Below are 13,086 nucleotides of genomic sequence, written 5' to 3'. Positions count from 1 at the left end.
GTGAGTGATGGATAAAGGTGGATAAGACGACAAAGAAGCGGACGCCCACCGCTTCACCCCACGTAAGTGAGGTGAAGGGTGAGCGTCCGCTATTTCTTTATCGGAGACATCTCTTACGAGGATGCAGCGGTCGACTATTCTGCAGCAGCTTCTTCCTGAGCAGGAGCCTCTTCGGCTTCAGCGGGAGCTTCAGCAGCAGCCTTAGCTTCAGCTTCGGCGAGCTTCTTAGCAGCTACAGCAGCAGCCTTGGCCTTGTTGGCAGCCTGTTCGGCTTCCAGAGCAGCCTTAGCGGCGTTAGCCTTGTCCTTAGCCAGGGTCTCACGGATAGAGCCAAGGGCACCATCCTTCTTAGACTTCCATGCTTCGAACTTAGCGTCAGCGGCCTGCTGGTCGAATGCGCCCTTAGCGACACCACCGAGGAGGTGCTTCTTCAGGAGAACGCCTTCGTGAGAGAGGATGCTACGAGCCGTGTCGGTAGGCTGTGCACCAGTCGTGAGCCAATACAGAGCGCGCTCGAAGTCCAAATCTACTGTGGCAGGATTGGTGTTGGGGTTGTACGTACCAATCTTCTCAATAAACTTGCCATCTCGTGGCGCTCTACTGTCAGCGACGACGATCTTATAGAAGGCATAAGCCTTGCGACCGTGGCGCTGTAAACGGATTTTCGTTGCCATTTAAATCGGTAAAATTGTTAGAACCTTCTGCTTCGTTGCATTAGATCGGGTGCAAAGATACGCAATAAAACCATACCACCTATCTCCCGCTCTAATAAAGAAATAGGCACGCCCCTCAGCTGGTGAGGGGCGTGCCTATTATATAGGTGTACGGAGCCTTAGTTGGCAGGCGCAGCTGCGGGAGCAGGAGCTTCCGTGGCAGGAGCGGGAGCTGCCGCAGGAGCACCCTGCTGAGGAGCAGCACCACCACCGAGGGCGGGCAGAGCCGTAGGAGCAGCACCCTTAGCGGCATTCTGCTCGAGGACCTGCTGCGTCTTAGAATCCGCATCCGACCCGGTGCCGAGGAAGTGCGACGAGGAGATGCAGAGCACGGCTACGATACCGAAGAGCCACCAAGTAGCCTTCTCCAGCACGTCGGTAGTCTTACGGACCCCCATGATGTTATTCGTCGAAGCAAAGGGTGAAGCCAGGCCACCGCCCTTAGACTTCTGTACGATCACCAGCAGCACCAGAGCGATGGATGCTATCAGGATCAGTACCGTGAGTAGGTAGAACATGTCTTATACTAATTTGTGGTTTTATTATTCTCTATCAGGCGCTCCAGGAAGCGTATCTGGTCTGCAAAGAAACGATTTTTCTCTGGATAATTCAAACTGAGAGAGCGGATAATCCTCAGTGCCTTATCGTAATGCTGCTGCTGAATATAGATCTTAGAGAGGGTCTCCGAGAGGAGTTCTTCAGCAGCAGGCTCCTCTGCCGAAGGGGCTACGGAGGAAGCTACAGTAGCGGAGCGTGGCTCAAGAAGCTCGGAGAGTCCCTCCGCGGGAAGTGGCTCTGCCGTCTCGCCAGCGAAGTAGTCTTGACTCTCCCCCACCCCTTCGTAGTGGAGCACCTCGGGGAGATCTTCGCCTGAGGAGCGTGCACCATCAAGGAAGTGATCGATGAGGTCGAAGGCATCAGCTTCGGCAGGCACATCGGGCGTCGCTGCGACGAAGGCAGGGCGATTCCCCTCGACGAGGCGGAAGAGTTGCTCTCGATCGGGCAGGAGCACCGAGAGGCGACGCAGCTCCGAGGCATAGCGCACGTCTCCCGTCAGCGAGAGATTATATAGGTAGAGGAAGGCGAAGGGTGCGCAGTAGGGATAGGACTCATAGAGCGCACGGATCGGCTCAAGCGTCTCGGCGGTGAGTCGCTTGGGATCAGCCAAGTAGCTATAGAGTTCGTCGCGTGTCATCTACCAGTTCTCTACCGTAGCATTATAGATCTGCTTCAAGAGGTCGTCCATGATCTCACGCAGCAGATCGTCCTGTACAGCGACGAAGGGCTGGCTACGCGGGAAGTCGCGGTAAGCCTTGAAGCTACGCTCGAAGCTCTCCTTCTCATTCACATGGTTGACGTACTTCACCTGCACCGTCACGGTGAAGACCGTGCGCTCGGCGAAGTTATCCTGACTGACGGCCATAGGCGTCAGGTCGTAGCCCGTGATCGTGCAGTAAAGCTCGAGGTCACCCGCCTGCGGGACGAGGGAGAGGCGCGTACGGCTCTCGTAGTAGTCCTTGATCTTCTCGGTGAAGCTGGAGGCGAGGATGGGGTTGACGATGGGCGCCTTATTGATGACCTCACCGATGGTGATGGTCTTGAGCTGGGTGTAGTCGAGCGCACCACCATTGGGGCTGTAGCGGATGCTGCAGCCTGCGATGACGAGGACGAGCGCCCCGATGAGGGCGAAGGCACGGCGGTGGAGCTTATTCTTCCAGTCCATATTCCTTGATTTTGCGGTAGAGGGTACGCTCGGAGATCTTGAGATCCTGGGCAGCACGACGGCGACGGCCATCGTGGCGAATGAGTGCGGCCTGTATCAGGCTACGCTCTGCCTCCTCGAGCGAGAGGGGCTGCTCCTCGAAGTCCGAGACCTCGGCATGATGACCCGTAGCGTGCGGGGTAGCAGGGATCTCGACGACATCCTCCACGGGAGCATAGCCCGAGGGACTCGAGAGGACATTGCGGTAGTCATCACGACCAGCGAGCGTCGTGGGGTGCGCATTGGACGTATGCACCTCGGTAGGTGTGTAGTCGCCGTGAGCCTTGGGCTGAGCGACTGGCACCTCACCACGCATGATCCCGGCGATGAGATTCTTCATCTCCGCCATATCCTTCTTCATATCGAAGAGTACCTGATAGAGGATCTCACGCTCGTTGGCGAAGGACGTAGCGTCCTCACCGAGCACGGCCTGCTGGCGAAGAGCAGGATGATAGTCTACGCCCAGATCCCGTGGCAGGTAGCGCGAGACGGTCTCTGCCGTCACGGTGCGCTCCTCCTCAAGGACGCTGATACGGTCGGTGAAGTTGCGCAGCTCACGGATATTCCCTGGCCAGCGATAGCCCTCGAGGAGCTTAGCGGCCTCGGGCGTCAGACGCAGAGGAGGCATGTGGTAGCGCTCGGCGCTCATCGAAGCAAAGAGGCGGAAGAGCAGAGGGATATCCTGCACTCGGCTACGCAAGGGAGGTACCTCAATGGGTACGGTATTGAGACGGAAGAGGAGGTCTTCGCGGAAGCGACCACGCTCGACAGCCTCCTGCAGGTTCACATTCGTCGCAGCGACGATGCGCACATCGGTCTTCTGGGCTTGGCTTGCCCCGACGGGGATGAATTCCCCCGTCTCGAGGACACGCAGGAGACGGGCCTGCGTCGAGAGGGGAAGCTCCCCTACTTCGTCGAGGAAGATCGTACCGCCCGAGGCTTCCTGGAAGTACCCCTTGCGGTCGGTGATAGCGCCCGTGAACGAGCCCTTCAGGTGGCCGAAGAGCTCGGAGTCGATGGTCCCCTCAGGGATAGCCCCACAGTTCACAGCGATATAAGGGCCGTGCTTGCGGATACTATTCTGATGGATGATCTTCGGGAAGCTCTCCTTCCCGACACCGCTCTCCCCGATGACCAGCACCGACATATCGGTGGGTGCCACCTGCACTGCCGTGCGGATAGCGTGGTCGAGTAGAGGGCTTGTGCCGATGATACCGAAGCGGTGCTTGATCTGCTGAATATCTACGTTCATCTTCCGTCTGTCATTTTGTCGCACAAAGATACATAAGTTCGAGGACTATCAGGACTCCCAAGGCAGGCGCATAACGAGGCCTCCGCATCACACTCCGATATACCTCTCCGAAGTGATACACAAGCCCTTCGCCTTATCGCGAGTATTCCTCTGATTCCGCAGAGGGAAAAGTGTCCTTCTCGTGAAGAAAAAAGCACCTTCCCATAGTGGTATTCTTCTATCTATGCACGTAGTCTTAAAGACCAGGCACGTCAGTCCAAATATCCACGTACGTAGATATTAGATCCACGTACGTAGTCCAAACTTATCTGCCACTCGTTCGCAACTTTTATTCCTACGCAGAGCAACAACCTAATAGAGGTCACTTCACAAAGCTATATAGGTCAACCCATCGACCTATATAGGTTCATACCCCTACCTTCTACGGGCGTGCATCGCACCCTTCGCATAAGAGCACACATACAAGCAAAGCAAAAAGCCATCCTTCCCACGAAAAGGCAGACAGCTTCACACGTTTACCCCTCACCACACGCCCTTTCTCTACATTATTATAATAAGTGCGAGCAAAGCGCCACACAACCCGCTGACAGCCTGCTATTCAAGGGCCTCGCTACCCCCTTGCTGAGAACGAAAAAGCTGTAACTTTGCCCTAAAGTTTAATACACCTTATTAGTAACGACATCATACTATGGCTACTTCAGGCAAGGACTTTCGCCTTGAAAGTGACCTGATCGGCGAACGCCAGATCAGCAACGAGCACCTCTACGGTGTGCAGACCCTCCGCGGGATAGAAAACTTCAACATCAGCAACTTCCACCTCTGCGACTACCCCCTCTTCATCCACGGGCTCGCATGGACCAAGGAAGCTGCCGCTATCGCTAACCACCGCCTTGGCCTGCTCACCGACCAGCAGAAGGATGCTATCGTCCAGGCTTGCCACGAGCTCCTCGAAGGCAAGCATCACCAGCACTTCCCCGTCGATATGATCCAGGGGGGCGCGGGTACGACGACGAACATGAACGCCAACGAGGTCATCTGCAACCGTGCGCTCGAGATCATGGGTCACGAGAAGGGTGAGTTCAAGTACCTCTCTCCTAACGACCACGTGAACGGCTCGCAGTCGACCAACGACGCGTACCCCACGGCTATCCACCTCGGTCTCTACGCTTCGCACCTCAAGCTCCGTCCCCACTTTATCCAGCTCATCGAAGCTCTCGAGAAGAAGTCTAAGGAGTTCGCACACGTCGTCAAGATGGGTCGTACGCAGCTCCAGGACGCTGTGCCCATGACGCTCGGCCAGACCTTCGGTGGCTTCGCATCGATCCTCCGCCACGAGATCGCTAACCTCGACTACGCGGCTCACCAGTTCCTCGCTATCAACATGGGTGCTACGGCTATCGGTACGGGTATCTCTTCTGAGCCCGAATACGCTGGCTACTGCACCGAAGCTATGGCGAAGATCACGGGCTGGGATATCACCCTCACCGAAGACCTCGTCGGCGCTACCAGCGACACGAGCGAAATGGTCGGCTACAGCTCTGCTCTGCGCCGCATCGCTATCAAGGTCAACAAGATCTGTAATGACCTGCGCCTCCTCTCCAGCGGTCCTCGCTGCGGCCTCGGCGAAATCAACCTCCCTGCTATGCAGCCAGGCTCCTCGATCATGCCCGGTAAGGTGAACCCCGTCATCCCCGAAGTCATGAGCCAGGTATGCTACAAGGTCATGGGTAACGACCTCTGCGTCACCATGGCTGGCGACGCTTCGCAGATGGAGCTCAACGCTATGGAGCCCGTCATGGCACAGTGCTGCTTCGAATCCATTGACCTGCTGATCAACGGCTTCGACACGCTCCGCACGCTCTGCATCGACGGCATCACTGCCAACGAAGACAAGTGCCGCGACAACGTCCGCAATAGCATCGGTATCGTCACCGCCCTCAACCCCATCATCGGCTACAAGAACTCTACGAAGATCGCTAAGGAAGCTCTCGAGACGGGTCGCGGTGTCTATGATCTCATCATCGAGCACGGCATCCTCTCTAAGGAAGACCTCGACACGGTACTCGCTCCTGAGAACATGATCAAGCCCGTTCGTCTCGGCATCAAGGCTAAGAAGTAATCCGCGCCTGACCGACACGACTGAGCACGCTCAGCACTAAGCACAGTAGCCCCAACTCTCTTACCCGATGTGGGCAAGGAGTTGGGGCTACTTCGTTTATCTCTACGAAACCAGGGGAAGCTACCGCCTCCCTCCCCTACTTCCCTCCCCGCTCACAGCACCGACATCCCGCTTATGCGCCAGCTCGCTCCCCCCCGACACGCCCAACTCTCGCTCGCCCTGCTCCTCATCGCAGTGCTCCCTATGAAGGCCCATCGCCGCGTCATTCAGCTCCCCGCCTTCGGCCCTCACAAGGGGAAGCAGATCAATGCTACGCCTGTCTTCCGCAAGCTCCTCGAGGGCTTACACCCCGACCTCGAGAAGGGAGGTGACACGCTGGAGCTACGCTTTCGCCCTGGGTGCTACCACTTCACCCGTGAGGGAGCCGTAGAGCGCGAGTACTTCATCTCCAATCACGACCACACTGGTAAGCGTCCGATAGGCCTTCTCCTACGAGGCTGGCGCCACGTCATCGTAAGAGGTGAGGGAAGCGAACTGCTCTTCGAAGACCGCATGCTCCCCATCGTCCTCGACAGCTGTCAGGGCGTCGAGCTCCGAGGGCTTACGATCGACTTCACCAATCCGCAGATCTCGCAGCTGCATATCCTACACTCCGACACCGCGCGCGGTATCGTCTTCACCCCCGCCCCTTGGGTCAAATGGAGCATCACGGACAAGGGACAGCTGGAAGCCTACGGCACGAGCTGGCGCTCTACACCCGACCATGGCCTTGCCTTCGACCCGAAGACGCGCGAGCTCCTCTACCGCACCTCCGACATACTCCTCCCGAATAAGGACATCCGTCAGCTCGCTCCACGCGAGGCTACCGCTATGGGTATAGCAGGCAACCACACGAAGCCGCTTCTCTATGCTCCCCACTGGAAGGACTCCCACCTCCACGCAGGGACGGTCTTCGCCGCCCGCACGGGCTACCGCCCCCAGCCCGCTATCTTCATCACCGAGAGCCGCGATATCCGCCTTGAGGATATGAACATCCACTTCGCCGAGGGTATGGGCGTCCTCACCCAGAACTCCCGTGACATCACGCTGGAGCGCTTCCTCGTCCAGCTACGCCCCCGTGGTGGACGCTACTTCACCACCCAAGCCGATGCCACGCACTTCGTCGCCTGTGAGGGGAAGATCTCCGTACAGCACTGCCGCTTTGAGAATATGATGGACGACGCGCTGAACGTCCACGGCGTCTACCTCAAGGTCACAGCACGCGAGGGTAAGCACACACTCGTCGGGCGCTTCATGCACGAGCAGGCCTTTGGCTACACGTGGGCTATGCCTGGTGACTCGGTGCGTCTGGTCACCTCACGCGATATCCAGGGGCTGGAAGGCAGCTTCCACGTGCGTTCCATCAGCCCAGCTGACGGAGAGCAACTCAAGGGGGCACGCGAGCTGCGCATCACCTTCGACGAGGAGCTACCCGCAGACTACACGCCCGAGCGACAGATCAGTATGGAGAACCTCACCCGCACGCCGAGCGTCGACTTCTCCCACAACCTCGTGCGTCACAACCGCGCCCGAGGCATCCTCATCAATACACCTCGCCCCGTCCTCATCGAGGACAACACCTTCGACCACGTCAGCGGCTCGGCGATCCTCTTCAGCACGGACAATAATATGTGGTACGAGTCGGGGCAGACGCGTGAGGTCACGATCCGCCGCAACCTCTTCCAAGACGTACTGACGAGCCTCTACCAGTTCACCAGCGCAGTCATCAGCATCCACCCCATCATCCCCGAGCTTGCCTCACAGCGCCCCCCCTTCTACGGGCAGGGGCCGAAGAGCATCCGCATCGAGGACAACGTCTTCCGCACCTTCGACACGCCGCTCCTGCAAGCCATCAGCACCGACGGCATCCTGTGGCGTGGCAATAAGATCGAGCCGACGACGAGCTACCCGAAGTTCCACCCCAATCAAAAGCGCTTCCTCCTCGAGGGCTGTCGAAATGTCGACATCGAGGGGAGCGACCTCACCGAGTAGCCCAGCACAAGGAAGGGTATTCGGCCGCCACGTAGACAAAAAGCAAGAGCCACGGCCAGGGGATCCCTGGTCGTGGCTCTTGCCAATAATTTGAGTTTAATGATAGTTCGCTAATTCGCTTGGCGTCGGATCTACGGCTACGACGACCCCGTGATCATCCACAAGGTAGGTGTGTAGTCCGTCGAGGAGTCCTGCACTTGCCATATAGCGGCTACGCTCCGTGGGGGCGATGTAGCGCTGGTCCTCTTGATCCACTTGGTCGAGGGAGATCGTCTGTGACCAGACAGCGTCGTCGGTATCAAGCGAGATGGCTTGGTAGTCGATAGCTGTCTGTGCCTTACCAGCGAAGTAATGATCCCATACCACATTCGCGGCGCGACTGGTAGCATCATAGGCTGCCCAGAAGTGGATGAGACGATAGCGCTGTGCTGACTCCGTGGTGGAAGCACGACCTTCCGCGTCCAGAGACTTCATTTCCGGTAGCACGTCACCCACACTGAGACCACTTGCAGAGGGCTGGGAGGGAAGGCTTGCTGAGGTCGCTCCTAAGAGCACCACGCCCGCCAGTGCGCCGAAAAGAATTCCTTTCAACGTCATAAAATTTGGTTTAGGTACAACATACCTTCAGCGACTCGCTCCATAGCTCGAGACAGGCCCCGAGATCAGGATAAAGACGAAGAAGGTTCCCGGCTTTCGGGTCTGTAGGCCACCGTCTGAGGCACCGCTTGTGCTCCCTCAGGTGACACGCAAAGGTAAGAAAAAGCCAAAACATGGAGCTTTCACGCCCGCGAAGCACTACTTATTTTACACTTTGCACCTCCCGAAAGCCCGCTGATGACGCACCTTTCCGCGCAGTCAAATTTCCGCTTCTCAGGGAGCTACTCTGATATCCCGACGAAGGGGGATGAGTGAACCTATATGGTCCGCGGGCGAACCTATATAGGTCACGTCACCGACCAATATAGCTTCGCTCAGCGACCAATATAGGTGCGTGGGTAGAGCTATATAGCTTTGTGAAGTGACCTCTATTAGCTTGTTGCTCCGCGTAGGGATAAAAAGCTGTGGACGAGTGGCAGATAAGTTTGGACTACGTACGTGGCCCTAATATCTACGTACGTGGATATTTGGATTTACGTGCCTGATCTTTAAGACTACGTGCATAGATAGAAGAATACCACTGCGTGAAGGTGCTTTTTTCTTCATAAGAATGGTACTTTTCCCTCCGCTGGATAAGAGGAATACACGCGATAAGGCGAAGGGGCTTACGTATCACTTCGGAGAGACATATCGGGGAGCTGAGCGTGCGGTGCCTTAGCAGAATAAATAGAGGGTAGGACTCGCGGTAACAGTCTCAATATAGGTCGACCCGCGGACCAATATAGGTTCATCCCCCTCCTTACCGAAGAACGAGGCCACCCTACCCCAGGGCCGAAGATATTGCGTACCTTTGCAACGGAAGGTACACACAGATGCACCTTACTCTACACGAACGAATGGTAGGACCCTATCTATAGATGACAGTCACCTTCTCCATCGAGTACTGGGCGCAGCCCCACGAGCGGCTTACGCTCGTAGGCCGAGCTGCCGACAGCCCCGCCCACTCTGGAGCGCAGACCCTCCCCCTCGAGCACCTCGGGGAAGGGCATTGGCAAGCGACTCTACACCTCCCCTCCGCCACCTCCCCTATACATTATATATATAGCTACCGCCTCACCGATGAGACGGGTGCCGTACTGCGCGAGGAATGGCGGATCTCCCACGCACTTCATCTCCCCGCTGGCGACATGGCCGTCTTCATGCAAGACCGCTGGATCGACTGCCCTGAGGATGCCCCCGCCTTCTCGGCGGCCTTCTGCGATATCCTCGGTCAGCAGGCCACAGCTCCGGAGGAAGCACCACAGCCGGGCCTCACCTTCTCCGTCCACACCCCCGCCCTACGCCGAGGCGAGCGACTTCTCGTGACGGGGAGCTGCGAGGCACTCGGGAGCTGGGATCCTAAAAAGGCTCTTCCCCTCACCTACCGCGGACAAGGACGCTGGAGCGCTACGCTCCCTGCCTCTGCCATAGGCTCCGTCCCCACTTCGCTTCGCTACAAATACCTCCTCAGCACAGACGCAGGCTATACCTACCTCTGGGAAGAGGGCGAAGACCGCTGGGCAAATCTTCCCGACAGCTCCGTCTATCCCTACTGCTATGTGCAGGATAGCTACCTCCATCTCCCCAGCCGCCCCGTGCGTACGGCGGGTCTTGTCGCGCCGCTCTTCTCGCTGCGCAGCGACACCGACTGGGGTATAGGCGACTTCGGTGCGCTCAGAGAAGCCATTGACTTCGCAGCCGAAGCAGGTATGCACGCCGTCCAGCTCCTCCCCATCAACGATACCACCAGCACACGAGGCACCGCCGATTCCTATCCCTACAATGCGATATCCGTCGACGCCCTCCACCCCATATACATCGATCCCGAGGCACTGCCCGCCCTCCCCGCCGAGGAGCGTAAGGCATTCCTCCGCGAGGCAAAGGCGCTACGCCAGCTCCCCGCCGTGGACTACCCACGCGTACTCGAGCTGAAGGAGCGCTTCCTCCGCCGTGCATTCGAGTTGCAGGGTAAGGCCGACCTCACGAGCAAAGACTTCCGCCTCTTCTACGACGAAGCCGCCACTTGGCTCCGTCCCTACGCCCTCTACTGCGTCTTGCGTGACCAGTTTGGCTCGGGCACACCCAGCGACTGGGCGGGATGGGAAGTGTATGACGAGGCGAAGGCAGCCGCCTATCTCGATGCCGCAGCACACGCCGAGGAGGTAGGCTATTACTACTGGCTACAGTTCGTCCTCGACCGCCAGCTCCAGGCGGTGCGCAGCTACGCTGAGGAGCGAGGTGTCTTCCTCAAGGGTGACCTCCCCATCGGCGTAGCACCCCACAGCGTCGACGTCTGGATGGCACCGCATCTCTTCCACACCGAGCAGTCCGCAGGCGCCCCACCCGATGACTTCGCTGCCGACGGGCAGAACTGGGGCTTCCCCACGTACAACTGGGAGCGTATGCAGGAGGAAGGCGACTTCCGCTGGTGGCGCCAGCGCTTCGAGCGTCAGGCCCGCTACTTCCACGCCTTCCGCATCGACCATATCCTCGGCTTCTTCCGCATCTGGGAGGTGCCACGCACGCAGCGCTCTGGCCTCTTGGGGCACTTCCACCCTGCCCTCCCCTACAGTCTTGAGGAGTGGCAGGAGAAGCTCGCCCTCCCCTTCCCCATCGAGCTACTCACCGCACCACTCGTCCACGAAGACGAGCTGACGGCACGCCTTGGCGACAGCTTCGATGACCTCCTCGACAGCGGCTATCTCCATAGCACCGCTCTTGCAGGGCTCTATCAGCTCACGCACGGCGAGCAAGCCGACTACGAGACGGAGGCCGCCCAGCGCGCTCTCGGAGCCGATGTCGCCGCCGTACTCGCGGAGCTATGCACGGAGACTGCCCTCATCGCCGACCCGTACAAGGCAGGGCACTACCACCCACGTATCGCGCTGGAGCGCAGTCGTCTCTTCGCCCGCTTCCCCGAGGAGCTACAGGAGCGCTGGCGATCGGTCAGCGATGACTACTATTACGTACGACACAACGAGCTCTTCCGCACCACCGCCCTGCTGCGTCTCGGTGCGCTGACGAGCCACACGCGCCTTCTGCTCTGTGCCGAGGACCTCGGGATGATCCCCGCCTCTGTACCCGCCGTCCTCGACGAGCTACAGGTCCTCTCCCTTGAGCTGGAGCGTATGCCGAAGGCCTTTACCCCCACGGGCTGGGTACGCCCCGATGGCTTCCCCGCCCGCTCGGTAGCCACGACCTCCACCCACGATATGCCTTCGCTACGTGGCTGGTGGCACAGCCTCTCGGCGAGCGAGCAAGAGCGCTACTATCGCCAGGAGCTCCTTCTCACCGAGGAAGTTCCCGACGAAGAAGCCCTCTATCGCCGCATCATCGAGGCACATCTCGCCTCCCCATCTGCGGCTGTCCTCCTCCCCCTTGCCGACTGGATGAGCCTCGACAGCCGTCTCTGGCTCACCACTCCTGCCGAGGAGCAGATCAACCGCCCCGAGGATCCACATCACTACTGGGGCTATCGCTTCCCCCGCAGCCTAAGCGACCTGCAGGCAGCAGCCCCCGAATGGCGCACCCACATCAAGCATCTCATCACCCTATCCCAACGACTATAAGCCTATGATGGAGCGACTCTACGTCTTAGAGGAAGCCGACACGCAGGAGTTCGTCGGTGTCAACCGCGCGAACCTCGTCACGCTACAGAACCTCTTCCCTAAGACGAAGCTACGCATTCACCAGAACGTCATCAAGGTACTTGGCGAAGACCAAGCCGCCGAAGAGCTTCTGCACATCCTCTCCTCTCTGGAAGCCCTGTGCAGTCGCCACAACCAGCTGACCGAAGCACAGATCATCGAGGTAGTGCGTCGGCACCGCAGTAAGGTCGCCGACACCCTGCCCACCGCCGAGAGCGACGTACTCATCTACGGCGTCCACGGCAAGGCGATCCTCCCTCGCGGGGAGCGTCAGCGCCGTATGGCTCGTGAGTTCGCCGAGCGTGACCTGTGCTTTGCTACGGGTGCTGCCGGCTCGGGGAAGACCTTCATCGCCATCTGTCTTGCCGTCAAAGCCCTCAAGGCAAAGCAGGTGCGCCGTATCATCCTCTCCCGCCCTGCCGTCGAAGCAGGCGAGAAGCTCGGCTTCCTCCCAGGCGAGATGAAGGACAAGCTCGACCCCTACCTCCAGCCGCTCTACGATGCTCTCGGCGAACTCATCCCTGCCCCCAAGCTCAAGGACCTCATGGACACGGGCGTCATCCAGATCGCCCCACTGGCCTTCATGCGTGGTCGCACGCTGAGTGATGCCGTCGTCATCCTCGACGAAGCACAGAACACCACGCCGCAGCAGATGAAGATGTTCCTCACTCGCCTCGGCATGGGCTCGAAGATGATCATCACGGGGGACTTCACGCAGATCGACCTTCCTCGTGGCGTGACCTCGGGTCTGAAGGATGCGCTTGACAAGCTCCACGGGCTGAAGAGTATCAGCTTCATCCACTTCGATAAGACCGACATCGTGCGCCACCCGCTCGTCTCCGAGATCGTGGCCGTCTACGATGCCAAGGACGAAAAGACGTCCGCCCCCTCCGACACATCACAAACTAATCACACAAGATAGAACT

At 58.7% G+C, this 13,086-nt stretch carries 10 protein-coding genes; 4 read left to right on the top strand and 6 right to left on the bottom strand.

Features of this window, described 5'->3' with window-relative positions:
* Positions 1-134: 134 nt before the first annotated feature.
* The 5 genes from HMPREF1121_RS08480 to HMPREF1121_RS08460 all read right to left on the bottom strand — a co-directional run bounded on the left by HMPREF1121_RS08480 (position 135) and on the right by HMPREF1121_RS08460 (position 3,727).
* Positions 135-674, bottom strand: coding sequence for a 30S ribosomal protein S16 (locus HMPREF1121_RS08480; protein WP_009433396.1), 540 nt, complete (start codon positions 672-674; stop codon positions 135-137).
* Positions 675-832: 158 nt separating this feature from the next.
* Complete coding sequence (gene secG / locus HMPREF1121_RS08475) at positions 833-1,231, bottom strand: preprotein translocase subunit SecG (protein ID WP_044115820.1); 399 nt, start codon at positions 1,229-1,231, stop codon at positions 833-835.
* 8 nt (positions 1,232-1,239) lie between these two features.
* Positions 1,240-1,908 (bottom strand): hypothetical protein, encoded by a 669-nt coding sequence (locus tag HMPREF1121_RS08470; RefSeq protein ID WP_044115819.1) that lies wholly within the window; start codon positions 1,906-1,908, stop codon positions 1,240-1,242.
* A complete protein-coding gene (gene lptE, locus HMPREF1121_RS08465; protein WP_009433402.1) occupies positions 1,909-2,436 on the bottom strand; it encodes an LPS assembly lipoprotein LptE in 528 nt (175 codons plus the stop codon).
* Positions 2,420-3,727, bottom strand: a complete 1,308-nt coding sequence (locus tag HMPREF1121_RS08460; RefSeq protein ID WP_044115818.1) for a sigma-54-dependent transcriptional regulator — start codon at positions 3,725-3,727, stop codon at positions 2,420-2,422. Before HMPREF1121_RS08460 ends, lptE begins: the two co-directional genes overlap by 17 nt.
* A gap of 688 nt (positions 3,728-4,415) precedes the next feature.
* On the opposite strand from HMPREF1121_RS08460, the gene HMPREF1121_RS08455 reads away from it, so the two are divergent.
* Together HMPREF1121_RS08455 and HMPREF1121_RS08450 are read left to right on the top strand one after the other, a co-directional pair.
* Complete coding sequence (locus HMPREF1121_RS08455; protein WP_044115817.1) at positions 4,416-5,846, top strand: aspartate ammonia-lyase; 1,431 nt, start codon at positions 4,416-4,418, stop codon at positions 5,844-5,846.
* 174 nt (positions 5,847-6,020) lie between these two features.
* A complete protein-coding gene (locus HMPREF1121_RS08450) occupies positions 6,021-7,877 on the top strand; it encodes a hypothetical protein (RefSeq protein ID WP_044115816.1) in 1,857 nt (618 codons plus the stop codon).
* A 96-nt stretch (positions 7,878-7,973) separates the two neighbouring features.
* Here HMPREF1121_RS08450 and HMPREF1121_RS08445 read toward each other — a convergent pair whose 3' ends face one another.
* Positions 7,974-8,351 (bottom strand): hypothetical protein, encoded by a 378-nt coding sequence (locus tag HMPREF1121_RS08445; RefSeq protein ID WP_052353666.1) that lies wholly within the window; start codon positions 8,349-8,351, stop codon positions 7,974-7,976.
* A gap of 1,040 nt (positions 8,352-9,391) precedes the next feature.
* On the opposite strand from HMPREF1121_RS08445, the gene HMPREF1121_RS08440 reads away from it, so the two are divergent.
* Positions 9,392-12,082: a 4-alpha-glucanotransferase gene (locus tag HMPREF1121_RS08440; protein WP_052353665.1), complete on the top strand. Its 2,691-nt coding sequence runs from the start codon at positions 9,392-9,394 to the stop codon at positions 12,080-12,082.
* A 4-nt stretch (positions 12,083-12,086) separates the two neighbouring features.
* Positions 12,087-13,082: a PhoH family protein gene (locus HMPREF1121_RS08435; protein WP_044115814.1), complete on the top strand. Its 996-nt coding sequence runs from the start codon at positions 12,087-12,089 to the stop codon at positions 13,080-13,082.
* Positions 13,083-13,086 lie beyond the last annotated feature (4 nt).

Source organism: Porphyromonas sp. KLE 1280 (assembly GCF_000700805.1).
Lineage (GTDB): Bacteria > Bacteroidota > Bacteroidia > Bacteroidales > Porphyromonadaceae > Porphyromonas > Porphyromonas pasteri.
This window is presented reverse-complemented; position numbering and strand designations above follow the sequence as displayed.